Here is a 24,177-nt window from a genome sequence, read left to right on the forward strand (position 1 = left end):
GCGTTCAGGAACTTGCCAGTCAGCGCGTCCCGCAGGGTCCACGTGCTCGTCCTGGTGTTAAGAGCCTGACTTCGGCTTCGGACTGCCCCTCGCCGGTGGCCGGCGCCCGTGTTCTTTGCCACGGCTTCCTCCTTTCAGTCGGCTGCGCATGTGTGTTGCATGCACCGCTCGTCCGCCGCTGTCGTGATCGCGGCGCGCTTGCAACGGAAACGCTACTCACAGGGGGCATCATTCGTCAAGATCGGTCAGCCATGCTGACATCCTTAGCGTTACCTGTCGGTAACGTTTGTGAGGCAAACCTATCCACTGTTAGAGTTAGTGGATTCATCGCAGGGAGTGGGCATGCCGCAGCCAGACGACCCCCAGGTCGACCGTTTCTATGCATCCGTGGGGGATCGAATCCGCGACGCGCGGTCCGCCGCACGCTTGACTCAAGCCGAACTGGCCGTACCTCTCGGCCTGGCGCGTTCGTCGATTGCAAACATCGAGGGTGGGCGCCAGCGGCTTCCCCTGCATGTGGTCGTGCTGATTGCGGAAACGCTAAATATCAACGTCTCCGAGCTCCTACCGGAGATGCGCGAGAGTCAGCCCGCACCCGAGTTGAATAATATCGATGAACAGCTACAGGATGCGGACGAGAGTAGTCGAGATTTCGTAGAAAGCGCGCTTGCCCACCTGATCGGAAAGTCGGAGGCGAAGGAGTGAACGTGTCAAATTCCGTTAGAGCCGCACAGTCCCTCCTGGGAAAGCATGCGGTCGACAGTTTCCCTGTGCCAATAGAGGCGATCGCTCGCGCTGAGGGCGTGATCATTACGCGTAAGGCGTTCGATGGCACGCAGTCCGGCTTTGCCCTCAGAGACGGTCAAACTAGGATCATTGGTGTTAATTCGGCAACCAGTCCTAGGCGTCAGCGCTTCACAATTGCCCACGAAATGGGCCACCTCGATCTCCATGAAGGAAAGCCGCTCATTGTAGATCACGCAATGAGAATTGACTGGCGCGACGATGTGTCCAGCCTGGGGACAAATGAACAAGAGGTTGAAGCAAACGCCTTTGCCGCCGAAATCCTCATGCCCGCTCAGATGATTCGATCCCAGGTAGTCTCTTATGCGCAAGATGGAAATATCACCCGGGATCGAATGATCGTTAAATTGGCCAGAGATTTTGACGTGAGCGCTGAAGCCATGGGCTATCGCCTGATTAATCTCGGCATCCTCGCTTCCTGAATCCCCCCGCTCGGCTCCGTGCAGCTCCTCAACCCACCACTCACCCCGGCTCCCATCCCGTCCGCCTTCGACCCACACACTGTGGAGCGGTCGTGGTTCAGGGCGTCAAGGTGGAGCGCGCCACTGTACGAACGACCTTGACGCCCTGGGCCGCGGCTGCTCGGCTTTGCCTGGGTCGGAGGTGGTCGGGATGGGAGCCCCACGACGCTCGCCCCGCTCCGGCCGGCACCCACGAATGGCGCTCCCCTCCATCCCGGTGCCGAAGCGCCCCCGCCGGAGGCATGCTTTGTGTCGCGGCTTTTGGTTCTCGTCTCATGCCCTCGGGCCTACACAGCGGGCGCCTCGGCGGCGGCAGCGCCGAGCGGGCCGAAGGCAGGAGCGCGGGCGCAGCCAGAGCCGGGAAGCGCGCCCGGCGGAGCGGAGCGCAGCCGGGTGCCTTGAAGCAGTAGAGAAATTCGTAACTCACCGACCCTTAGGGCCGCCCGCTCGCCCCTGCAGAACCAGTTCTGGCCAGCAGAGTTTCGTCCACCCAACTCTGGTGCAGCCTCCGTTGGCCGACAGGGTGGCCGTGGCGGTCCCGGACGGAGGTGTCAGCCCAGGGGTCATGACACTTTCGGGGAGGCGTGCCAATCGGAGCCGTCGAGCAGTCGGCGACCATCATGTGCTCGCACCTGGGGCGCGCTGTCACCAAGGGCGTCGAGGACACGCACCGCGTAAGCCTCAAGCATCTCGGCTTGGACCTCCTCACGCGTGAACCACCGAACGTCCACGGACTCACTTGACGTGCGCTCCTCTCCCCCGACCTGCCGACAGAGGAAGACCAGCGCGACGACGCCACGCGTCATGTTCTTGTAGACGCCGGTCAGGCGCACCGCGTCTACCTTGATCCCGGTCTCTTCCAGTACTTCCCGGCACGCCCCGTCTTCGGGCCGCTCATCCAGCTCCAGGACGCCGCCCGGCGCCTCCCAGGCGCCGTTATCGGCACGGCGAATGACCAGGACGCGGCCGTCATCACGAACCACGACGCCGGCCACAGAGACCGAGTGAAGCGACATTGACGCGCCCTCCTGGGTAGCGTTACTCATGTATAGGAGCATAGGAGGAACAGAAGAGTATGGGCATCACAGCCTCTAGGGACTCCGGTCAGCCACGGTACCTACAGATCGCCGAAGACCTCGCTCAGCAGATCAGGGCCGGGGTCCTCGCGCCAGGGCAGAAGGTACCCAGTGAGTCCGAGCTGATGGCTCGCTATTCGGTATCGCAGGGCACCGCGCGCAAGGCAGTGGCAGAGCTGCGCCCCACGGGTCTGATCGACACCCACCACGGCAAAGGCTCGTTCGTGAAGAGCCAGCCTCCCGTACGCCGCAAGTCTTCCGACCGCTTCCGCCGGTCACACCGCAGGGCTGGCAAGGCCGCCTACATCGCAGAGACGGAGCAAGCAGGAAAGACACCTGGGGTGACAGTCCTCTACGTGGGCCCGATCGAAGCGCCGGGCGACATCGCGGAACGTCTGGACGTCCCCGCCGGGAGCAAGGTTCTCGCACGTCGACGCCTATATTTCAGCAACGGAACACCGACCGAAGAGGCGACCTCCTACCTCCCGTGGGACATCGCAGAGAACATCCCGGAGCTATCCCAGGAGAACCCCGGCGGCGGGGGCATCTATGCGCGCTTGGAGGAGAACGGCCACGTCCTCAAGGAGTTCACCGAGACGGTCCGTGCCCGGCTCGCGACCAAGCAAGAGACCGGCGCGCTCAGCCTCAGCCCTGGTGCACCCGTCTTTCATCTGACCCGCAGCGCGGAAACAGAAGACGGTCGCATCGTGGAGGTCTGCGACACGATCATGGCCGCTGACCAGTTCGTTCTCGACTACCGAATCCCCGCCGGGGACTGACTGTCGTGCGCCTCCCACAGCCCGCTGCGAAGAAATCTGTCGCGGCGGGTTGACTCATGTACAGGAGTTGAGTCATTCTCATGAACGCATCTCCTGCACATGAGTGCAGGACTACAGGAGTCGTGAGACTCCGTGCATTGCGTGCCCGAAAGGGTGCGCGGCTAGTCAAGGGGCCCCGGACAGAGGGGGCCGAGGTTCCCGGCGCCTGGTCAGTCCGGAGGGCTTAGACCGAAAGGTCACGTCTCCATACGCCTATGACGGGAGCCCGTGTTCCCGAAGGAGACACCCGTACGACCCGACCACACCGCAGCGCTTCGGCGTTTCGGCCGGTTGCCTCCCCTGCCCGTCCGGCCACTTGGTCGTACGGGCAGGGCCGAGGAGGAGCCGGAATTCCGCGCTCCTGATTCCCAACCTCTGAACAGCGCTTCGCCCCGATGGTGACCCTCACGGGTCGGCGGGTTCGACTCCCGCCCGGCGCACTCCATCCAACAACGGCGCAGCCCCGGAGCGGGAACTCCGGGGCTGCTGTTCGAGCCGTTCACCTGCTAGGGAGAACCCGACTCATGAAGTACATCGTTGCTGGTCATTCGGCCGTTACGGCCGATGAGTTTGTCGAACTGGCGCTCGGTACCCCCGTGGAGTTGTGGCTGGGTGTCGAGGGTGAGAACGAGATGGAGCGCGCCGCCCGTATGGACGCGGCCCGCGACATCCTCGCCGACGACCCGGAGCTCCCGGACCGGGTGAGCGCGGTTGCTGTTGAGGCGATCGAGGCGTTTGCCCCGGACCTGTTCAACGTCGTCCCCTTCGCCCGTCTCACCGCGCGGCGTTGGGCCCGGACGGGAACGGGGGCCGCGGCATGAACACGATCCTTGCTTCCGTGGCCGCCGCGGCGCCGGTTGCGGCGGGATGGTCGGCTCACACGTGGTGGTTGCGCCGCCAGGTGCGGACCGCGCGCCGTGACCCGCTGACGGGGCTGCGGACCCGCGAGGGCTTCACCCACCGGGCGCGGATCCTGTTGAAGGACCCGCGCGCGGTGGTCGTCCTCGCCGATGTCGACCGGTTCAAGCAGATCAACGACACGTTCGGTCACGCCGCCGGGGACGCGCTCCTCAAGGCGACCGCGGACCGGCTGGCCCGCTACATCGGCACGGCCGGCGTCGCCGGACGCTTGGGCGGGGACGAATTCGCCGCGGTCGTCATCGACCGCAACGGCACCGTCGGCGACCTCCTCGCCGTACTGCACGGCGTGTTGGCACGGCCGGCCGACGGGCTGGACCCGTCAGTGCGCACCACGGTCTCCCTGGGCTGGGTCCGAGCGCAGGATTTCCCCGGCGAGGAGCTGTCGGGTCTGATGCGCCGGGCGGACGAGGCCATGTACGCGGCCAAGCAGGGCCGGGCCGGGGTCCGGCGGGCGGGGCTCGGTGCGCTGTTCGCGACCCTGTCCGGACGCCGCGCCGGACGCACCGGCGCGCGCGGCGGAACGCAGGTGGCCGCACGAAGCGCGCCTCCTCGCCGCCCCGGCAGATCGCGGTGTTGCAGTCGATCCAGTCGGGTCTGACAAAGGTTCTGATCACGGTCGCAGTGGTCGCGCTGGCGTTCACGGCGACGAACGTGACGCTCTTCGCGATCGCCCATCACATCTCGCCGTGGATCGCGTGGCTGCTGGATCCGATGGTCGCGGTCGCCCTGGGGGCGGTTCTGATGTTGGACGGGCAGTTGTCCGAGCACGGGATCCGCCCCTCCGGGTGGGCGACCGTGCTGCGGTGGTTTGCCGGGTTGAGTACGTGGCTGATGAACTGCTGGGCCGCGCTGTGGCCCGCCGGCACCCCCTTCGGGATCCCCCGCGCGGTGGACCCCGCGGGGTTACTGCTGCACTCCATCCCCCCGGTCCTCCTGATCGTTCTCGCCGAAGCGATCACGCACTACCGGCGTGCGATCCTCGCCCGGATCGCGGAACTGCGCACCCTGGTGGACAGCGAGGGGACACGGGTGGAAGCCCCGCCCGTCCCCCTCCCCGCCCCCGCGGTGTCCGCCTCGTCCACCCCGGCACCGATCGCCGATGCGGCGCCGGTGGTTGAGCAGCCAAAGCCGCTCGTGATCTGCGGTGGCAGCGGGGTGTATGCGCCCCTCGTTCCCCCGGCGTCCACCCCGGATCCCGAGGACGAGCCTGCCGTCTACAAACTCCCCGCCGCGGAAGCGCTGAACGTGATCCGCGCGTGCTGGGAGACGGGGGAGACGATCGCGCAGGCCGCGGTGAAGTCCACCCGGTCCACCTCCTACGTCCACAAGGTCTACAAGCGCCTCACCGACACCCCGCCGGACACCGCCCACCCCGCTGAGCGGGACCTCGTGAGCGTCGGGAGCGGTGTCTGATGTCCGGGGCGTTCGGCAAGTGCTTCGACCCGAACGGCGCCCGCTTCGGGATACCGACCTTCCCCTGGAAGTATGCCCCCGAAGGGCTCGCCACCCGCCGTCAGTTACGCGCCCGAGGCCTGCGCCCCGGCGGGCAGGACATCGCCGCACAGGTCATGCGACGCTCCCGCCGGCGCAAGTCCGGCGTGTCCGTCGCCTACCTCTACCGCGTCGACCGCGCCAAGCCCGTACGGCCCATGACCCCGGGCCGGGCCGCGGCGCTCGCGAAGGGATGCTCGCGCGCCGCACCTGCCCCAACTGCCGCACCGACGCCGGGTATTGCATCCCGACGTCGCTCGGCATGTGCGTGGCCTGCGCCTACCCCTCCTGAACAGCGTGCCGCCCGAACCTCCCCCTTCATCCTCCTGGAGTTTCGCTGTGTCCAGCCGTACCCGTTCCCGCGTGCGCGCGCAGAAGGTCGCCGCCGGAGTTACTACCGTCCGTATCCCGCGTCAGCGCGGGCAGCGCGGTTCTCAGCCGTTCGTGGTCGTCGTGCCCGAACGCCCGTCCCTGACCCGCGAGGTGCTGTCCGCGGCGGGCCGTCTTCTCTGGCGTTTCCGGCGCCCGCTCATCCCCACCGCGCTCGCTCTGCTGGCGCTGCCGGTGACCGGAGTCCTGCACATGATCGCTTGGTGGTCCGGTCTCCTGCTCGCCCCCGTCGCCATCGTTCCGGCGGTGTGGCTGTGCCTGACCCAGCGGCGCCGCCCCGCCAGCGGGGCCGTTCTCGCCTGGCGTATCAGCCTGACCACCCTCGCCACCCTCTCCCTCGCCTGGGCCGCTCTGGCCTCCGGATTCGGACCGCTCGCCGGTCCGCTGGAGCTGGGGTGGCTGCTGCTCCTGCTCACGACCCAGACCGTGTGGCTCATCGTCCGCCGTAGTAGCAACCCCCTCAAGGAGAAAGTCTGATGGCAACCACTCCTCGTGCTGCCGGCAGGGCGCGCCGCGGGTCCAGCGGCGTGAACAAGTCCGACAAGTTCGCCGCTGCGGGTGCGGCGGCGGGCGGGTTCGTCGGTGCGATGGGCGGCTCGTTTGTCCCGCCCGTCAACGTCACCGTGAACAACCACAAGACCGTGTCCCCGGTCAACGGCGGCCGGTCGCACGCCGAAGCGCTGCTCCCGCCGCCGGAGTTCACCTCTCCGGCGCAGGTGCGGAACTACTGCAACAGCCTGCGCGCCGCCGCGGTGACCCTGTCCATCGAGGTGTCGATGGGCGCGGAAATCCGCAAAGGGGTCCTCGCGGCGGTACCGGACCCGGAGGGCCGTGCGTTCGGGTCCCGGATCCGCGCGCAGAAGGTGGCCCGCAAGATGCAGCGGTCTGCGGACGCGCTGCGGGATGCGGCCAAGAACGCCGCCGCGACCTATGCCATTTTCCAGCAGCAGTATGAGGAAGAGATCAACCGCGTCCGTCACCGTGCCCGCAAGCCGCAGACCCCGACCATCCACTGGGACCAGCAGTAAGGAGGATCCGTCATGCTTGAGCGCAACACTGCAGACCAGCAGCACGAAGACCAACTACGCGGCGGATCCGACGCCGGCGGCGTCGGCAAGTACCTCCTGCACCGCACCAAGCCCCACCTCCCGCCGTGGCTGGGAGTTGGCGGCGTCGGCCTGGCCGGCGTCCTGGGGAACATCCGCTGGGGTGAGAGCGCCGCGGCCGGCGTCGGCCTGACACTCGCCTCCGTCGCCCTGACCGGCACCACCTGGTGGGTGGGCCGCAACACCAGCGCGCAGCGGCGCCTCCACTCCGCCATCACCGTCGCCGCCGGGTCCGCGTGGCTGACCGCCGCGTGCCTGGCCGGTCCGGCGGCCGGCCCGATCGATGACCTGTTCCTGATGGGCGGCCCGGCTGTCGCGCTGTCGTGGAACGTACGCATGGTCATGCGCCGCAGCCCCGATCCGACCGGCGAGTCCTCCGACAAGGGGCTCCTCGCGAAGGTCGGGCTGGCGAGGGCGCAGATCGGCGCGGCCAAGGTGGAGCCCAACCGGGTCACTGCCTCAATCGCGCTGGAGCCCGGTGAGCAGACCAACGACGACGTCACCAAGACCCTGGGGCGCCTCGCGTCCGCGCTGGATCTGCCGACGTCGGCCGTGCGGTATATGCCGGACCCGAACTCCGCACGCCGCGGGGAACTGGTCATCGTCCCGGAGGACATGCTGGCGCAGGTGGTGGAGTGGGACGGACCGTCCAACCTTGGCGGCTCGATCGCCGAACCTCTGGTCATCGGTCGTTACGACGACGGCGCCCCGCTCCTGCTCTGGCTCCCCGGTGACCCGGAGGCCAAGCGGAACTCCACTCACGCCCTGATCGCGGGCGGCACCGGTTCCGGGAAGGGCGACACCGCCCTCAACCTCCAGACCGAGATCCTGTCGCGTCACGACGTCGTGCTGTGGCTGTCGGACCCGAAATCCTTCCAGGACTTCCGCCCCCTGCTCCCCGGCATCGACTGGGCAGTTGCGGGCGGTACGGACACCGAGGTCATGGTGGAGGCTCTCAAGGCCGTCATCCCCGCCCGTACGAGCTGGCTCGGTTCCCACCGCTACCGCCAGTGGGAACCGCAATGCGCGCAGGTGCAGAACAGCGCTGAGCACACCTGCCGACCGGACGGCACGCCGTGCGGGTGCGCGGGCATGGCCTTCCTGGTGGCGTGGATGGAGGAGGCGGCGAACACGCTCCGGGCCCTGGGGGACGACGTGTTCACCGGCATCGCGCAGGAAGCCCGGTCCGCCGGCATCTCCCTGGTCATCTCTCTCCAGCGCCCCTCCTACGACCAGATGTCGACCAGCACCCGCGCATCCCTGCCCTCCGTGATCGCGCTGGGCTGCGACCCGCGGGACGAAGGATTCTCCCTGCCGGACGCGGTCACCGACGCGGGTGCGCACCCGGGCGCGTGGGGCAACCGGCGACCGGGCTACTGCTACGTGGTCAGCCCCGGCATTGACGAATCCCGCTACCCCTCGCCGGGCCGTACGCGGGCGTTCACCCACCGATCCGTCTCGCTCATGGAAGTCCTCGCCTCCTGGGCGCACCGCAACGGCGCCGCCCCCGACCCCATCACCGCAAAAGCGGCCACCGGAGTCGCGGGGAGCCTGTTCACCGGCCGGGCTGCCGGCGCCGACGATGCGCCGACGCCCGACGTCGGGGAACAGGATGACGCGATGGAGCACGGGCTGTTCGTGGACCCGGAAGACGCGGACATCGACCCCACCGCCGAACTCCCCGACGCCCACGAGGGCGACGACGCACCGCTGTTCGGGCAGGAAACCGGGCGCAAGCCCTCACCGGAAGAAGCCCGCCGGCTGTTCGCCGACGTGCTCGCCCAGTTCGAGGACGAGGGCCGCATGATCGTGGGCCCGAAGGACTTCATGGACTGGTGCGACGCCAACGACTACAGCCGCCCGTGGGTGTCCGCCCGTCTCAAGGAAGCCGCCCTGGACGGCCGGTTGGAACCGACCAACCAGACCGGCCGCTGGCGCATCATCCCCGCCCTCACACCGGCCTGACACCCCTGACACGTCACAACGGCCTGACACCCAAACCCCTAGGCAGACGCACTGTCACACCGACCTGACAACACCCCGTGACATGCGCTGACACCCATCCCTGACACCGGACCCCCGCGGGCCCGCGCCCCCCCCCGGCGCGGGCCCGCGGCGCATCCCGAACGGCCCGAAGGGAGCACACCATGACCCACCCCACCCCGCCCCCCGGCCACATCGCCCCGCACATACCCGCAGACCTCTACCGCCGCGCGGAGGCGACCGGCCGGCCGATCGTCATCGTCCATACCACCACGCCGCCCCCGAACCGCCCGGCCCACGGCTATCTGATCCCGATCGTCGTCGCCACCACCGGCGCCATCGGACTGCTGGGCACCGTCGCGGCGATCCTCGCGCTGATCGAGTTCGCCGCCCACACCACTGCCATCGTCGCCAGCACGGCCGGCCCGATCGGCATCGGCGGAATCACCCTCAAACTCGCCCGCAGCAAAGCCAAATGACGTGGCTAGGGCGGGCCGCGGTCTTTGGCGAGAAGCGGCCCGCCCTGGTCTCCCGACCCTCTTACAGATTCAGGAGACATCCAGCATGACTTATGTATCCCGCCACGTGTTGCTTTCCGCGGCACTGGACGCCGCCGAACGCGGGTGGCACGTTTTTCCCCTGCGTGCCGGCGACAAGCGGCCTGCGCTGCACGGCGAGGAGCGTTGCACCCGTACAGGTGACTGCGCGGACGGGCACCGAAAGTGGGAGCAGCGCGCCACCACCGACCCGGGCCGTATCTGGTACTGCTGGGACTACTGGCCCGCGAACATCGGGATCGCGACGGGCCCGTCCGGGTTGGTCGTCGTGGACCTGGACATGCTCAAGCCCAACAGCAGTGCGGGCACGCCGTGCGGCGTGACGACCTTCAAGGCGCTCTGCGAGCGCGCCGGACAGGCCGTCCCCACCACCTACCGCACCCGGACCGCGAGCGGCGGCCACCACCTCTACTTCACCGCCCCCAACGGCCCACGGCTCACCAACACCGTTGGGAAGCTTGGTGAGTTGATCGACACCCGGGCATGGGGCGGGTACGTCGTCGCCGCAGGAAGCGCCACCTCCACCGGCTCGTACACGGTTGCTGATCCGGCACCGGTCGCCCCGCTCCCGGAATGGCTGTACGCCCCTCTGACTGCTCGTCCGCCGCGGGCACTAACGGCCGCCCCCGTGACGCCGAAGGGTCCTGCGTACGCCACAGCCGCCCTCGCGGCCGAAACCACGAACGTGGCGACCGCGCAGGAGGGTGTGCGCAACTGGACGCTGGTTCGTGCTGCCCGCGCCCTGGGGCGGTTCGTCGCATCCGGCGACCTCAGCCGTGCCGAGGTCGAAGACGCTCTTAATTGGGCGGGATCGGCGTCCGGCCTGGGGGAGGGCGAGTGCCGTGCGGCCGTCACCAGCGCGTTGAACTGGTCGATCGCCCACAACCCCGGCAGCGCCGCATGACCACCCCCGCCCATCCCCCGTTTAAGAGCCACCCCACCGCGCGGGACACCCCGGATCCCACCCCGGCAACCCCCGGCATCCGGATCTACGCCCCGCCCCTCTACCGCTACCACGACGACCCGGCCCGCTGGTCGCTGCGCTTCGCAGACACCCCGTACGCCGCTTACGCCTGCGCCTGCGGCGAGAGCGCCCACGCGACAGGCCCCAGGAACGTCGCCGACCTGATCACTCGGTACGCCGACCACACGACCACCTGCGCCAAGCACGCCACCCCGGACAACGTGCGCGCGCTACGTCCGCTGGTCGCCCGGTACACCAGGAGGACCGCCGCATGACCACCCCTCAGACCAACCCGCCCCTTGACGGCGCGGCCCTGCTCACCGAGGTCGAGACCTTCCACCGCCGCTTCAACGTCTTCCCCTCCGAAGCCGCCTACGTGGCCGTGGCCCTGTGGGACGCGCACGCCCACCTGCTCGACTGCTTCGATTCCACGCCGCGGCTGGCGTTCCTTTCCCCTGAGCCGGGGTCGGGGAAGTCGCGGGCGCTGGAGGTGGTGGAGACCCTGGTGCCCGCACCGATGACGGCCGTCAACGCGTCCGCCGCCGCCCTGTTCCGCTCCGTCTCCAACCCCAACGGGCGCCCCACAATCCTCTTCGACGAGATCGACACGGTCTTCGGGCCGAAGGCGGGGGAGAACGAGGAGCTGCGCGGATTCCTCAACGCCGGCCACCGCCGTACCGGGGTCACCTACCGGTGCATCGGCGACGGCGGGAACCAGACCGTTCAGGCGTTCCCGTCTTACTGCGCGGTCGCGCTGGCGGGACTGGGCAACCTGCCGGACACGATCATGACGCGCTCGGTCATCATCCGCATGCGCCGCCGGGCCCGCAACGAACGCGTCGAAGCCTTTCGCGCCCGCATCCATGAGGCAGAGGGGCACAAGCTCCGGGACCGACTCGCCGAATGGGCCGAGCACGCACGGGAGTTCGTCATGGGGGCGTGGCCCGACATGCCCGAAGGGGTCAGCGACCGGCCGGCGGACGTGTGGGAGTCGCTACTCGCGATCGCCGACGTCGCCGGGGGCGACTGGCCCGAGCGGGCGCGGGAAGCCTGCGTCACGCTGGTGACCGCGTCCAGGACCAATGACAAGGGCAGTCTTGGCATCCGGCTCCTGACTGATCTGCGTGATCACGTCATGGTCGGCATCGACCGCCTGCCGACCGTCGCGATCCTGGACCGCCTCAACGCCCTGGACGACGCGCCCTGGGCCGACCTGCACGGCAAGCCGCTGGACAACCGGCGCCTGTCCAAGATGCTCACCGAGTACATGACCGGCGACAACAACCCCGTCACCTCCCGCAACATCAAGACTGCCGGGAGCGTGCTCAAGGGGTACTACGCCGCCGACCTTCACGACGCGTGGCAGCGCTACTGCCCCCCTCCCCCGGAAAGTCCGCTACCTCCGCTACCCGGCACCGAAAACCAGACCTGACCAGCGGAAACAAGGTAGCGGCAACCCTGCCGGTTGCCGCTACCTCCCCGCTACCCATCCGCTACCGCAGCCGCTACCACTCACAGGCCCCTGACCTGCGACGTAGCGGCGGTAGCGGAAGTAGCGGCCCACAGAGAGGCCCCGAAGGATCGCCCCGAGGAGATCCCGCATGAACATCGTCACCAGCCCGCCCGCCGATCGCCTGCTCTACAAGCCGGAGGAAGCGGCCCAAGTCCTCAGCGTCGGCCGCTCAACGGTCTACGAGCTGATGGCCGAAGGCGCCCTGGAGTACGTCAAGTTGGGTCGGTGTCGTCGGATTCGGCGTACTGCCCTGGAGGGTTTTGTCGCGGCCCTCACCTCGCAGTCCCACTGATCGAAGAGCAATCGAGGCGCCCCGGTTCACGCCCGGGGCGCCTTTCGCATGGAGGAACGCGTGAGCACCCGCAAGCCGAATATGGAGTCATCGATCTATCTGGGCGGCGACGGTTGGTGGCACGGCCGCGTCACCATGGGCACCAAGAACGACGGGAGCCCCGACCGCCGACACCGCCGCGCCAGGACCGAGCCCGAGATCAAGCGCAAGGTGAAGGCGCTGGAGAAGCAGCGCGACGAGGGCCGGGCGCCCGTGGCCGGCCGCAAGCCGACCGTCGAAACGTGGATGACCACCTACCTGACCACGATCGCCAGCCTCAGGCTCAAGCCGCGATCCCTGGACGACTACTGGTCCAAGACCCGCAACGACATCATCCCCGGGGTCGGCAAGCACCGGATCGACAAGCTTGGTCCAGAGCACCTGGAGCGGATGTACGCCGGCATGCTCCATCAGGGACACGCCCCGTCCCACGTGCTCAAAGTCCACCGCATCCTGTCCCGCGCCCTGAAAATCGCCCACCGCCGCCGGATGATCACGGAGAACGTCGCCACCCTCGTAGACCCGCCGACCGTGGACGAGACCGAAGCGAACCCCTTCACCATGGAGGAAGCCAAGGCGTTCCTGCTCGCCGCCGCGAAGCGACCGACGTTCATGCGGTGGCTGGTCGGGGTCGGCATGGGCTTCCGCCAGGGTGAGGCACTGGGTCTGCGCTGGAAGTACGCCGACCTGGAAGCCGAGTTGTTCAACCCGCACTGGCAGCTCCAACGCCTCACCTGGCGCCACGGATGCGACAACCCCCACGCCTGCGGGGAACGCCTGCACCGCTTCGAGCCCTGCCCGCCGATCTGCCTCACCCACCGGGCGTATACCCGCGGCTGCCCCCGCCCCTGCCCGAAGGACTGCACCCGCCACGCGAGCACCTGCCCCCAGCGCAAGGGCGGCGGACTCGTCTTCACCCGGCCCAAGACCAAGAAGAGCCGCAACGCCGTGCCGATCCCACCGCCGTTCATCCCGGCCCTGCTCGAACACCGCGAGCAGCAGAACGAGGCGCGAGCCGCTGCCGGCGACCTGTGGCAGGAGTACGACGTCCTGTTCTCCCGGCTCGACGGGCGCCCCTCGACCCGCGCCAGGACTGGGAGGAGTTCAAGGAGCTGCTGGAGGAAGCGGGCATCAGTGACCGGCGCCTGTACGACGGGAGCCGCCACACCGCCGGCACGATCCTCAACGAGCTGGGGGTGGACATGCCCACCATCATGGAGATCCTTCGGCACACCCAGATCAGTCAGACCCGGCGTTACGTCAAGGGCCGCTCCGCACTTTCCAAGGACGCCATGCAACGCATGGGAGACGCCTTCATCCCCGGCCCCGGGGCCACTACTGAGACCAGGACTGAGACCACAGCCAGCCGAGCGGCCCGCGCTCGGCATCGGCGGCGTATTCGCTGAACAAAAAAGCCCAGGTCAGACGATGTCTGACCTGGGTTCCACCAGAGCCTCCTGTCGGATTCGAACCGACGACCTACGCATTACAAGTGCGTTGCTCTGGCCAGCTGAGCTAAGGAGGCCTTCGCGCACGTCAGGGACGCGCGAGGCGGGGCTCACTCTACACAGCGGGGGTGGGGGGCAGCCACAGGTTTGGGTGGCGGGGAGGAGGAGGGCGGAGGGGGGTGGCGGTGAGGGGTGGGGGGCGCGGTGGGGGGCGCGGTGGGAAAAATGGTGGCTGCATCTACTGACATATGCGTGGGCGCGGGGTAGCGTCACCCCAAGTTCACTCAGGTGGACTAGACCCATCCAAACCTTTACTCGGATCGTCCGGCACGTTCCTGCCGGTGAGGGGACACATCACCATGGCAACCGTCTCATTCGACAAGGCCACCCGCGTTTACCCCGGCTCCACCAAGCCCGCCGTCGACCAGCTGGAGCTGGACGTCGCGGACGGCGAGTTCCTCGTTCTCGTCGGGCCCTCCGGCTGTGGCAAGTCGACCTCCCTGCGCATGCTCGCGGGTCTTGAGGACGTCAACGGCGGCTCGATCCGTATCGGCGAGCGCGACGTCACGCACCTGCCCCCGAAGGACCGGGACATCGCCATGGTGTTCCAGAACTACGCGCTCTACCCGCACATGTCCGTCGCCGACAACATGGGCTTCGCGCTCAAGATCGCCGGCGTCAACAAGGCGGAGATCCGCAAGAAGGTCGAAGAGGCCGCGAAGATCCTCGACCTCAGCGAGTACCTGGACCGCAAGCCGAAGGCCCTCTCCGGTGGTCAGCGCCAGCGTGTCGCGATGGGCCGCGCCATCGTGCGTGAGCCGCAGGTCTTCCTCATGGACGAGCCGCTGTCGAACCTCGACGCCAAGCTCCGCGTCTCCACCCGTACGCAGATCGCCTCGCTCCAGCGCCGCCTCGGCATCACCACGGTGTACGTCACCCACGACCAGGTCGAGGCCATGACCATGGGCGACCGCGTCGCGGTCCTCAAGGACGGGCTGCTCCAGCAGGTCGACTCGCCGCGCAACATGTACGACCGCCCCGCCAACCTCTTCGTCGCCGGCTTCATCGGCTCCCCCGCCATGAACCTGGTCGAGGTGCCCATCACCGACGGTGGTGTGAAGTTCGGCAACAGCGTCGTCCCCGTCTCCCGTGAGGCGCTCTCCGCCGCCACGGAGAAGGGCGACAAGACCGTCACGGTCGGCGTCCGCCCCGAGCACTTCGACCTCGCCGCCGAGGCCGAGGGCGCCAAGACCCTCTCCAAGGACGCGCCGGCCGGCCTCGCCGTCACCGTCAACGTCGTCGAGGAGCTCGGCGCCGACGGATTCGTCTACGGCACCGCCGAGGTCGGCGGCGAGACCAAGGAACTGGTCGTCCGCGTCAACGGCCGCGCCGTCCCCGACAAGGGCACCAAGCTCCACGTCGTCCCCCGCCCCGAGGAGCTGCACGTCTTCTCCTCCTCCACCGGTGAGCGGCTGAGCAACTGAGAAACGGGAAGACGGGAAGAGCTGACGCGCCCACCTCGCGCCTCGGCCCTAATTCGTCCGCACGGCCCCGCACTCCGGTGCGGGGCCGTCCGCGTACCCGCACAAATACCCCGGCACACAGGTCATTTCGGACAGGGCGCGTCAACCTCCGATTCGAAAGACCCGGTCGAACCGTCCCCCGAGTGAGTGACTAAATGTCGCCAAATCATTACTGGCCGCTACGCTCGCCTGCGTGACCCACTCTGCCCGCCGTATCGGCCGAACTCTCGCTCTCGTACTGCCCGTCGTCCTGGTGCTCTCCGGGACCCTCGCGGTCGCCCGTGTTCCGTGGGCGACCAGCACCACCGAGTCGCAGGTCCTGACCGCCGCCTCGGACACCGCCTCGGTACGGGCCAAGTCCCGCGCCCCCCAGGACGTACTCCGCGACAAGCTCCTGGTGGAACTCCAGGAGAAGGACCCGGGGATCGCCCTGACCCACCTCCAGCGCCAGGTCGAGGAGCGCCCGTCGCTCGCGAAGCACTGCATCTCGATCGCGCGGGCCCTCGGCCGAGCCGCCGTGGCGCACTACGGCCCCACCCGGGCGCAGTCCTTCTCGCGTCCCGTCTGTGACACGTCGTTCGCGTACGGGGTGTCCCAGCAGACCGCAGGGAGCTGACCGCCGCCTCCCCGACCGCCCCGCATATCGTTCACGGCATGCATACGTATCCGACGCAGGCCGTGGTCCTGGCGGGCGGCCAGGGGTCGCGGCTTCGCCCGTACACCGACGACCGTCCGAAGCCGATGGTCGAGATCCCCGGCACGGGGACCCCGATCATCGGCCATCAGCTCGCCTGGCTGGCCGCGGAGGGGGTGACCGACGCCGTCGTGTCGTGCGGTCATCTCGCCGAGGTGCTCCAGGAGTGGCTGGCCTCGGCGGATCTTCCGCTGCGCGTCACCACCGTGGTCGAGCCCGAGCCGCTCGGGCGCGGTGGCGGACTCAAGTACGCCGCCGCGCGGCTGCCGGAGCCCGGGCAGCCCTGGTACGCCACCAATGGCGACATCTGGACACGTTTCTCGCTGCGTGACATGGCCGCGTTCCACGCGGAGCGGGACGCCACCGCCACACTCGCCCTGGCCCGGCCCCGGATTCCCTGGGGGGCCGTCGAGACCGACGAGTTCGGGCACGTCCTCGACTTCATCGAGTCGCCACCGTCGCCGTATCTGATCAACGCCGGTGTGTACGTGTTCTCCCCCGACTTCGTCGCCACGCTGCCGGACCGCGGCGACCACGAACGTACGACGTTCCCCCGCCTGGCCCGCGAGCGCATACTGGCCGGCTATCCGCTGCCGAACGGCGCGTACTGGCGGGCGATCGACACCGCGAAGGACCTCACCGAGGCGGCGAAGGAGCTGGCCGCCGGTGCCGGTGCCGGCAGCGATACGGGGACGGGGAGCGGGTCGGGCGCCGGCAGCGGTACGGGGGGCTCAGCGCCCTTGTAAGGGCAGACCCGCCCCCGTACCCCAAGAGCCCCTCCCGTACCGTCCCGAGGCGCCCCACGACCCCTCAGAGGCCACAACCAGGGGCCGCACCACACCAAGAGACGGTCCGGTCCGGAACTCCGCCGCCCTAAAGCCGCGTTGTCCCGGACCGGACCGTCTCCTGTACGTCTCTCCCGGTGTACGTCTCCCCCGCGCTTCCCTGTGCCGGACCCTCAGCCCAGCAGCCCGCCGATCGGGTTCCGCGCCCCCGTGCCGCCCGACGACGAGCCGCCCGTCGATGACGAGCCGCCGTCCGTGCCCCCCGTACCGCCGCTGCTGCCGTCGCCCGTGCTGCCGCTGGACGACGGGCCCTGGCTGGTGGGCGGCGGCGGAGGCGCCTGCTCGGAGGTGCGCGGGGGCGCGTCGCCGGTGCCCTGGGTCTGACTGGGCCGCTGCTGACCGCTGTTCTGCCCGCTGCCCGCGCTCGCCGTCTCCCGCGCCGGAGTACGCGCCGGAGCGGACTCCTGCGCCGCCGGGGCGCTGGAGCGGGTCGCGGACGGCTCCGCCGGCTTCCCGGACGTACGGCTGTCGCCCGACGGGGTCCCCGACGCGCTCGCGCGGCCACTGGACTCGCGCGGGAGCGGGACGCCGGGCAGCTGGTTCACCGGGTCGTCGTTCGGACCCGGCACGGTGACCATGTCCGAGGACCGTACGGCCCCGCCGAGCACCGAACCGATCAGCAGCGTCAGGCCGATCACCACGGACGCCAGGACCGCGCCCCGGCGCAGCACCCGGCGCCGCAGGTCCCAGATCTCCGAGCGCGGGCCGAGCCTGCGCCAGGCCTCGCCCGCGAGGCGGCCGTCCACCGAGTAGACGGGCGCGCCCGCGATGATCAGCGGCGACCAGGCGGCGAGGTAGATGATGTCGGGCGCGTCGTACGCCGGTACGGTCCGCCAGCTGACGGTCAGCAGCAGCGCCGCCGAGAGCAGCGCCCCGAAGGACGCGGCGACCCGCTGCCAGAGGCCGAGGACGGTCAGGACGCCCACGACGATCTGGAGGAACGCGATGCTGAGGCCCGCGCCCACCGGGTGCGAGAGCGCGAAGTCCCTGAGCGGTTCCGCGAGGGCCCACGGGTGCAGGGAGTGCAGCCACTTGACCATCGAGCCGCGCTCGCCGCCGTCGAAGTAGACGGGGTCGCACAGCTTGCCCATGCCGGCGTAGATCGAGATGAAGCCGAGGAAGACGCGGAGCGGGAGCAGCACCACGCCCAGGTTCATCCGGCGGCCGGGGTAGTACGCGTGCCGGACGGTGTCGGCGCCGTGGCGCTGGGCGCGCGGGCGGTCGTCGTCGGGGTCGAGGGCGTCGTACAGCTCCCGCTCGGACAACTCCTCCTCGGACAACTCCCGCTCGGGGGGCGCGTCATAGGCGCCGACCGCCTGCCGCATGGGCGGCAGGAGCGGACCTGAGCGTCCGCCGCCGGGCCGTCCGCCCGCGCCTCCGCCCACGACGGGCGTCAGCGTCGTGGCGTCGCCGTCCAGGTCGACGCGGGGGATGACCTGCGTGGCGCCCATGTCGTACCCCTCGTACCCCCCTTCGGACGCGGTGTTGTAGGTGCCGCCCGCGCGCACGGCCGCGGAAGTCCTGGCCGCGGTGGAGTTCCGTACGGCCTGGAGGAGTCCCGTCGCTCCGGGGTCACCGGGCTCGGACCTGCCGCTCCACACGACGGGCGCACGACGGCGCGCGCCGCCGGCGGCGGGGGCGCCGCTCATGGCGGGGATGCGCGCGGTGTCCGTGACGGCGCGGGCGGGGGCGGTGCGCTGGGGCGATGCGAGCTTCACCCGGAAGCTGGCGTGGTTCACGATGACCTGCGCGGGATCGGAATCCACCTTGAGCATGCTCAGCGGGGGCTGATCGTCGAACCCGGGCCGGGGCGTTCTGGTGTCCACACTCATCTAACCGAGTGACTTGTGTTTAGGACACTGCCTTGACGCGCGCGAAATGTCCGAGACCCGTCAAGATCATCGGGCGGCGGGGATCCGGGGCGGATCAAGGGCGGACAAGTCGCCTGATTCGCGACTGTGGGCGGGTTCGGGCAGAGTTGAGTTCTTCTCCCGAGAGGCACGCATGAGTACCCCCAAGGCGAGCGCTGTTGTCCCCGTCAAGGTGAGTGTTGTTGTCCCCGTCTACGACCCGGGCGTCCACATCGAGGAACTGATCGCTTCCTTACTGCGACAGACCATGGCCGCCGGTGAGTTCGAGGTGATCTTCGTCAACGACGGATCCACGGACGGCACCGGCGAGCGGCTCGACGCGCTGGCCGCCGCGCACACGCACATCAGTGTCGTGCACATCCCCAATTCGGGCTGGCCCTCGCGCCCCCGCAACATCGGGATCGAACGGGCGCGCGGCGAGTACGTGCAGTTCGCCGACAATGACGACTGGTTCGGGGACGAGGCGCTCCAGCGGCTCTACGCGTACGCCAAGGAGAACGACGCGGATGTCGTCATCGGCAAGATGGCCGGCCGGGGGCGCGGGGTCCCGAAGGAGCTGTTCCGGCGCAACTACCCGCGGGCGACGCTCGCGACGGCTCCGCTGATCGACAGCCTCACCCCGCACAAGATGTTCCGCAGGACGTTCCTGATGGACCACGGACTGCGCTTCCCCGAGGGCAAGCGGCGCCTGGAGGACCACGTCTTCGTGACGGCGGCGTACTTCCTCGCCGACCGGATCTCGGTCCTCTCCGACTACGTGTGCTACTTCCACGTCGCCCGCCCCGACGCGTCGAACGCGGGCTTCCGGCCCTTCGACCCGGCCGGGTACTTCGGCAACCTGCGCGAGGCGCTCGACATCGTGGACGCGCACACCGAGCCGGGCGCGCTGCGGGACCGGCTGCACCGGCGCTGGCTGCGGGTGGAGATGGTCGGGCGCCTGACCGCGCCCCGCTACCTCGACGCGCCGGCCGCGTGGCGCGGGGAGTTCTTCGAGGAGGTACGGTCCGCGCTGGCCGAGCGCTTCGCGCCGGGGGTGGCGGCGGGGCTGCCGGCGCCGCAGCGGGCGGTGGTCGCCCTGGTCGAACAGGGCAGACCCGACGCCGTACGGGAGCTGGCGCGCTGGGAGTCGGCGGTACGGGCGAAGGCGTCGGCCCGGGTGACCGGGGAGCTGGAGATCACGGCGACCGGTGAACTGGTCGGCGCGGAGGGCCCGTTGTCGTTCCTGCACACGGACGACGGGGACTCGCTGCGGCCGCGGGTGACGGGGCTGTCGCCGGAGACCTTGGACGTGACCGCGCGGCTGCGGTCGGCGCGGATGGATCTGCTGGTACGGCGGCGGGGCGGCGGGGGCGAGGAGTTCGTCCTGCCCTCGACGACTACGACGGAGCGGATCCCACTGGGCGACGCGAACGCCGGCGCGCCGGGTGCGTTTCGGGTGGTTCATCGCACGGTGGCCCGTCTGGCGCCGGACACCATTAACGCGGGGCGTAACGCTGGGCGTTGGGAGGTGAAGGCGCGGGTCGTGAGCTGTGGCTGGACGAAGGAGACGGAGCTTCCGCTCTCCTTGACGATCGCGTCCGACGGGGCGCCGCCGACGTTGCGTGAACGGTCTGGCCCGCCCCTGCTGGTCCGCGTCAAACGCCGCGTGCGGCGAGCGTTGCTCCGGTGACCGTTGCGCCCCGGTGGTGGGCGCGGCGCACTGATGTCCTCAATCGCCGGACGGGCTGGATGTGGCGCCCGCCCAGTGCCGGGTGCGGGTCAAGGATGTCCTCAAGCGCCGGACGGGCTTAAAAGGCCGGAGCGGGCCGCGTTTTGACGCGGGCCTGGAAGGGGGACGGGCAGGGGTCGTGTCCGGAACGTAGAGCGTGTTTTGTGTCGCATGGCGAACCTTGATCAAAACAAGTTGCTGAACGCGACGTAAAACATGCAGTGCAGGACACGACCCCTGCCCGGCCCCCGGCAACAACCCGCACCCGAAAACCCGGCCCGCAGCGGGCACAATCAAGCCCGTCCGGCGATTGAGGACAACACGGACCGCAACGCGGTCACCGAGAACGCGCGGCCCACCGGCCCCAGAACGCCCGTCCGGCGCTTGAGGACAACACGAACCGCACCCCGGTCAGCGAGACGCGCGGCGGCGCGACGCCTCGTACAGGACGACCCCCGCCGCAACCCCCGCGTTCAAAGACTCCGCACCCCCCGGCATCGGAATGCGGACACGGAAGTCGCACGTCTCGCCGACCAGGCGCGACAGCCCCTTCCCCTCGCTGCCCACGACGATGACCACCGGACCCCCGAGCTCCGCGAGGTCCCCCACCTCCGCCTCCCCGTCCGCCGCGAGGCCCACGATCGTGAGGCCCGCCTTGCGGTACGCCTCCAGCGTGCGGGTCAGGTTCGTGCAGCGGGCGACCGGCGTACGGGCCGCCGCACCCGCCGAGGACTTCCACGCGCCCGCGGTCATCCCGGCGGCGCGCCGCTCGGGGACCACCACGCCGTGCCCGCCGAACGCCGAGACGGACCGGACGACCGCGCCCAGGTTCCGCGGGTCGGTGACGCCGTCGAGCGCCACGATCAGCGGGTCCTCGTGGTCGTCGAAGGCGGCCGTCGCGAGGTCGTCCGGGTGCGCGTACTCGTACGGCGGGACCTGGAGGACCATGCCCTGGTGGTTCAGGCCGTTCGTCATCCGGTCCAGCTCCGGCTTGGGCGCCTCCATCAGGTGGATGCCGCCGCGGTCCGCCGCGAGCTGGAGCGCCTCACGGACGCGCTCGTCGTTGTCGATGAACTGCTGGACGTACAGCATCGACGCCGGCACCCCGTCGCGCAGTGCCTCGAAGACCGGGTTGCGGCCGACGACCATCTCGCTGGTGCCCTTGCCGCCCCGGCGGGCGACCTGGCGCCGCGCGGTCAGCTTGGCCTTGGCGTTGGCGCCACGGTTCTGGACATGGCCCTTGCGTGCGGCCGCGGGCGGCGTCGGTCCCTTGCCTTCCAGGCTGCGGCGTCGCTTGCCACCGCTGCCGACCTGCGCGCCCTTCTTGTTGGACGTGCGGCGGTTCCTGCGCTGGCTGTTCCCGGCCATGACCTACCTGTTTCGTTGCTTTCAGAAGTGCTCTGCGTGGTGCTCAGTCGTGGTGCTTCGTCGTGCTTCGGACGGCGTACGCGGCGTACGCGGCATTCATATGTGTAACAGCGTACGGAAGAACGGCCAACTAAGTGTGCCGCCCGGTGGCCCCGGGCGGCACACTCATGGCCCTCGTGGGGACGGGGTTCAGCGTGGCCCCAGCGTCCAGCGCGGGCCGGACGGGCCGTCCTCGATGACGAGGCCGGTCTGCTGGAGCTGGTCCCTGATGGCGTCGGCCGTGGCCCAGTCCTTACGGCCCCGGGCCGCCTCGCGCTGGTCCAGGACCAGTCGTACGAGGGTGTCGACCACGCCGTGCAGATCCTCACCGCGGTCGGTCTCACCGCCGGCCCAGTGCGGATCGAGCGGGTCGAGGCCGAGGACGCCGAGCATGGCCCGTACCTCCGCGAGCCGGGCGACGGCCGCTTCCTTGTCGTCGGCGGCAAGGGCGGAATTGCCCTGCCGGACCGTCGTGTGGACGATCGCGAGGGCCTGCGGGACGCCCATGTCGTCGTCCATCGCCTCGGCGAAGGCCGGCGGCACCTCGGCGGCGGGCTCCACGGCCCCGCCCGCCTTCTCGACCACGCGCTGCACGAAGCCCTCGATCCGCGCGAAGGCGGACTCCGCCTCGCGCAGGGCCTCCTCGCTGTACTCGATCATCGAGCGGTAGTGCGGGGTCCCGAGGTAGTAGCGCAGGACGATCGGGCGCCAGTGCTTGACCATCTCGGAGACGAGCACCGAGTTGCCGAGCGACTTCGACATCTTCTCGCCGCTCATGGTGACCCAGGCGTTGTGCACCCAGTACCGGGCGAACTCGTCGCCGTAGGCCTTGGCCTGCGCGATCTCGTTCTCGTGGTGCGGGAAGATCAGGTCCAGGCCGCCGCCGTGGATGTCGAAGGCCGGCCCCAGGTACTTGTGGGCCATCGCCGAGCACTCCAGGTGCCAGCCGGGCCGGCCGCGCCCCCAGGGCGTCTCCCAGCTGGGTTCACCGGGCTTGGCGGCCTTCCACATGGCGAAGTCGCGCTGGTCGCGCTTGCCGGTCTCGCCCTCGCCGGAGGGCTGGCGCAGGTCGTCCAGGTCCTGGTTGGAGAGCTGGAGGTAGCCGGGGAAGGAGCGCACGTCGAAGTAGACGTTGCCGTCCGACTCGTACGCGTGACCGCGCTCGATCAGACCGCGCATCATCTCGATCATCTCGGGGATGTGGCCGGTCGCGCGCGGTTCGTACGTGGGGGGCAGGCAGCCGAGGACGTCGTAGCCGGTGTTGAAGGCGCGCTCGTTCTCGTACCCGATGGCCCACCACGGGCGGCCCTGGTCGGCCGACTTCGCGATGATCTTGTCGTCGATGTCCGTGACGTTCCTGATGAAGGTCACGTCGTAGCCGCGGTAGTCGAACCAGCGGCGCATGATGTCGAAGTTCAGCCCCGACCTGATGTGGCCGATGTGCGGCGCGGCCTGCACGGTGGCGCCACAGAGGTAGATCGAGACGCAGCCCGGCAGGAGCGGGATGAAGTCACGGATCTGCCGGGTGCCGGTGTCGTACAGCCGAATAGTCACGCGACAAGGGTAGTGCGCCTGGGGTAGTGCCCCGCGACCCTTTGGGCCGCGGGGTCACCGAAGCGTGACAATCTCCCGCGCGGAGCGGGCGCCGATCACGCGCCCGTCACGCGCCGACCGGGCCGGTCAGATGCCGCCGACGACCTTGCGGGGGGTGATCCGTACCACTACGCGCGGGGCGTCGAGGTGGGAGTTCGGGTTCTGCTCGCCGTACGGCTTGCCCGTGTACTTCACCGACAACTCGTCGATCAGCTCCTGGCCGCCCTCCTCGGTGACGGTCGAGGTCCCGCGGATCTCCGCGTAGCTGTACGGCGCGTCGGCGGGGTGCACCAGGACGGTGACGCGGGGGTCGCGGCGCAGGTTCAGCTCCTTGCGGCGGCCCAGCGTGGTCGATATGAGGATGTCCTCACCGTCACGCTTCACCCAGACCGGGGACACCTGGGGGCTGCCGTCGGGCTGGATGGTGGCGATGCTGACGAAGACGTTTCCGTCGAGGACCTTCTTGAGCGCGTCCGAGAGTGTCGCTGACATGGCGGGGGAGCCTCCTGTTGAACCTGTTTACGTGACCGGTGCTGATGAGCATGTTGCCGCTGACGGGCGGAGCATGTCGACGCTCCCCACAACTCCGGGGAGCGCGGGCCTATTTCGGGACCGTCGCGATCAGGCCGTACGGACGACGAGAAGCGCGCGTCCAGACTGTACGGACGACGAG

At 69.3% G+C, this 24,177-nt stretch carries 23 protein-coding genes, 1 tRNA gene and 2 pseudogenes; 20 read left to right on the top strand and 6 right to left on the bottom strand.

Annotation, left to right across the window (positions count from 1 at the left end; translation table 11 throughout):
- Positions 1-342: 342 nt before the first annotated feature.
- Together ACIO1C_RS31055 and ACIO1C_RS31060 are read left to right on the top strand one after the other, a co-directional pair.
- Positions 343-705: a helix-turn-helix domain-containing protein gene (locus tag ACIO1C_RS31055; protein WP_401869743.1), complete on the top strand. Its 363-nt coding sequence runs from the start codon at positions 343-345 to the stop codon at positions 703-705.
- A 2-nt stretch (positions 706-707) separates the two neighbouring features.
- Positions 708-1,226 carry an ImmA/IrrE family metallo-endopeptidase gene (locus ACIO1C_RS31060; protein WP_401869745.1) on the top strand — a complete coding sequence of 173 codons (519 nt, stop codon included), beginning with the start codon at positions 708-710 and terminating at the stop codon, positions 1,224-1,226.
- A 602-nt stretch (positions 1,227-1,828) separates the two neighbouring features.
- On the opposite strand, the gene ACIO1C_RS31065 is transcribed toward ACIO1C_RS31060, so the two are convergent.
- Positions 1,829-2,323 (bottom strand): NUDIX hydrolase, encoded by a 495-nt coding sequence (locus ACIO1C_RS31065; protein ID WP_401869747.1) that lies wholly within the window; start codon positions 2,321-2,323, stop codon positions 1,829-1,831.
- A 17-nt stretch (positions 2,324-2,340) separates the two neighbouring features.
- Between ACIO1C_RS31065 and ACIO1C_RS31070 the strand changes: the two genes are divergently transcribed.
- From ACIO1C_RS31070 to ACIO1C_RS31135, 14 genes and pseudogenes are all read left to right on the top strand, one after another.
- Positions 2,341-3,120, top strand: coding sequence for a GntR family transcriptional regulator (locus tag ACIO1C_RS31070; RefSeq protein WP_401869750.1), 780 nt, complete (start codon positions 2,341-2,343; stop codon positions 3,118-3,120).
- Between the two features lie 563 nt (positions 3,121-3,683).
- Positions 3,684-3,980 carry a hypothetical protein gene (locus ACIO1C_RS31075; RefSeq protein WP_401869752.1) on the top strand — a complete coding sequence of 99 codons (297 nt, stop codon included), beginning with the start codon at positions 3,684-3,686 and terminating at the stop codon, positions 3,978-3,980.
- Positions 3,977-4,678 (top strand): GGDEF domain-containing protein, encoded by a 702-nt coding sequence (locus tag ACIO1C_RS31080; RefSeq protein ID WP_401869754.1) that lies wholly within the window; start codon positions 3,977-3,979, stop codon positions 4,676-4,678. The genes ACIO1C_RS31075 and ACIO1C_RS31080 overlap by 4 nt, the downstream gene beginning before the upstream one ends.
- Positions 4,651-5,493 (top strand): hypothetical protein, encoded by an 843-nt coding sequence (locus tag ACIO1C_RS31085; protein ID WP_401869757.1) that lies wholly within the window; start codon positions 4,651-4,653, stop codon positions 5,491-5,493. Before ACIO1C_RS31080 ends, ACIO1C_RS31085 begins: the two co-directional genes overlap by 28 nt.
- A pseudogene (locus ACIO1C_RS31090) lies at positions 5,493-5,863 on the top strand (RRQRL motif-containing zinc-binding protein). Before ACIO1C_RS31085 ends, ACIO1C_RS31090 begins: the two are co-directional and overlap by 1 nt.
- 47 nt (positions 5,864-5,910) lie before the next feature.
- Positions 5,911-6,438, top strand: coding sequence for a hypothetical protein (locus ACIO1C_RS31095; RefSeq protein ID WP_401869760.1), 528 nt, complete (start codon positions 5,911-5,913; stop codon positions 6,436-6,438).
- Positions 6,438-6,989 (top strand): plasmid transfer protein TraA, encoded by a 552-nt coding sequence (gene traA / locus ACIO1C_RS31100; RefSeq protein WP_401869762.1) that lies wholly within the window; start codon positions 6,438-6,440, stop codon positions 6,987-6,989. Before ACIO1C_RS31095 ends, traA begins: the two co-directional genes overlap by 1 nt.
- A gap of 12 nt (positions 6,990-7,001) precedes the next feature.
- Entirely contained in the window at positions 7,002-9,032 is a 2,031-nt protein-coding gene (gene traB / locus ACIO1C_RS31105; protein ID WP_401869765.1) for a plasmid transfer protein TraB, read from the top strand.
- A 182-nt stretch (positions 9,033-9,214) separates the two neighbouring features.
- On the top strand, positions 9,215-9,529 hold the full coding sequence (locus tag ACIO1C_RS31110; protein ID WP_401869768.1) for a hypothetical protein: 315 nt from the start codon (positions 9,215-9,217) through the stop codon (positions 9,527-9,529).
- 85 nt (positions 9,530-9,614) lie between these two features.
- Positions 9,615-10,511 carry a bifunctional DNA primase/polymerase gene (locus tag ACIO1C_RS31115; RefSeq protein WP_401869771.1) on the top strand — a complete coding sequence of 299 codons (897 nt, stop codon included), beginning with the start codon at positions 9,615-9,617 and terminating at the stop codon, positions 10,509-10,511.
- A complete protein-coding gene (locus ACIO1C_RS31120; RefSeq protein ID WP_401869772.1) occupies positions 10,508-10,846 on the top strand; it encodes a hypothetical protein in 339 nt (112 codons plus the stop codon). Before ACIO1C_RS31115 ends, ACIO1C_RS31120 begins: the two co-directional genes overlap by 4 nt.
- Positions 10,843-12,003 carry a DUF3631 domain-containing protein gene (locus ACIO1C_RS31125; RefSeq protein ID WP_401869775.1) on the top strand — a complete coding sequence of 387 codons (1,161 nt, stop codon included), beginning with the start codon at positions 10,843-10,845 and terminating at the stop codon, positions 12,001-12,003. The genes ACIO1C_RS31120 and ACIO1C_RS31125 overlap by 4 nt, the downstream gene beginning before the upstream one ends.
- A 169-nt stretch (positions 12,004-12,172) precedes the next feature.
- Positions 12,173-12,376 (top strand): helix-turn-helix domain-containing protein, encoded by a 204-nt coding sequence (locus ACIO1C_RS31130; RefSeq protein WP_401869777.1) that lies wholly within the window; start codon positions 12,173-12,175, stop codon positions 12,374-12,376.
- Positions 12,377-12,424: 48 nt separating this feature from the next.
- Positions 12,425-13,821 (top strand): annotated as a pseudogene (locus tag ACIO1C_RS31135) (tyrosine-type recombinase/integrase).
- Between the two features lie 45 nt (positions 13,822-13,866).
- Here ACIO1C_RS31135 and ACIO1C_RS31140 read toward each other — a convergent pair.
- Positions 13,867-13,940 (bottom strand) — tRNA-Thr (locus ACIO1C_RS31140).
- 282 nt (positions 13,941-14,222) lie between these two features.
- Between ACIO1C_RS31140 and ACIO1C_RS31145 the strand changes: the two genes are divergently transcribed.
- The 3 genes from ACIO1C_RS31145 (at position 14,223) to ACIO1C_RS31155 (ending at position 16,826) form a co-directional block, all read left to right on the top strand.
- Entirely contained in the window at positions 14,223-15,347 is a 1,125-nt protein-coding gene (locus ACIO1C_RS31145) for an ABC transporter ATP-binding protein (protein ID WP_401869779.1), read from the top strand.
- A 232-nt stretch (positions 15,348-15,579) separates the two neighbouring features.
- The gene (locus ACIO1C_RS31150) at positions 15,580-16,002 is read left to right on the top strand and encodes a hypothetical protein (protein WP_161311567.1); all 423 of its coding nucleotides are present in this window, start codon (positions 15,580-15,582) and stop codon (positions 16,000-16,002) included.
- 38 nt (positions 16,003-16,040) lie between these two features.
- Complete coding sequence (locus ACIO1C_RS31155) at positions 16,041-16,826, top strand: NDP-sugar synthase (RefSeq protein ID WP_401869783.1); 786 nt, start codon at positions 16,041-16,043, stop codon at positions 16,824-16,826.
- Positions 16,827-17,038: 212 nt separating this feature from the next.
- On the opposite strand, the gene ACIO1C_RS31160 is transcribed toward ACIO1C_RS31155, so the two are convergent.
- Complete coding sequence (locus ACIO1C_RS31160) at positions 17,039-18,757, bottom strand: DoxX family membrane protein (RefSeq protein ID WP_401869785.1); 1,719 nt, start codon at positions 18,755-18,757, stop codon at positions 17,039-17,041.
- A gap of 172 nt (positions 18,758-18,929) precedes the next feature.
- On the opposite strand from ACIO1C_RS31160, the gene ACIO1C_RS31165 reads away from it, so the two are divergent.
- On the top strand, positions 18,930-20,465 hold the full coding sequence (locus tag ACIO1C_RS31165; protein WP_401869788.1) for a glycosyltransferase family 2 protein: 1,536 nt from the start codon (positions 18,930-18,932) through the stop codon (positions 20,463-20,465).
- A gap of 450 nt (positions 20,466-20,915) precedes the next feature.
- Here the strand turns inward: ACIO1C_RS31165 and rlmB are convergent, their stop codons facing one another.
- From rlmB to ACIO1C_RS31180, 3 genes are all read right to left on the bottom strand, one after another.
- Positions 20,916-21,872, bottom strand: a complete 957-nt coding sequence (gene rlmB, locus ACIO1C_RS31170; protein WP_401869790.1) for a 23S rRNA (guanosine(2251)-2'-O)-methyltransferase RlmB — start codon at positions 21,870-21,872, stop codon at positions 20,916-20,918.
- A gap of 189 nt (positions 21,873-22,061) precedes the next feature.
- Positions 22,062-23,465: a cysteine--tRNA ligase gene (gene cysS, locus ACIO1C_RS31175; RefSeq protein ID WP_401869793.1), complete on the bottom strand. Its 1,404-nt coding sequence runs from the start codon at positions 23,463-23,465 to the stop codon at positions 22,062-22,064.
- A 126-nt stretch (positions 23,466-23,591) separates the two neighbouring features.
- Entirely contained in the window at positions 23,592-23,996 is a 405-nt protein-coding gene (locus tag ACIO1C_RS31180) for a PPOX class F420-dependent oxidoreductase (protein WP_401869795.1), read from the bottom strand.
- Positions 23,997-24,177 lie beyond the last annotated feature (181 nt).

The sequence above is a fragment of the Streptomyces sp. NPDC087420 genome (assembly GCF_044744165.1).
Classification (GTDB): domain Bacteria; phylum Actinomycetota; class Actinomycetes; order Streptomycetales; family Streptomycetaceae; genus Streptomyces.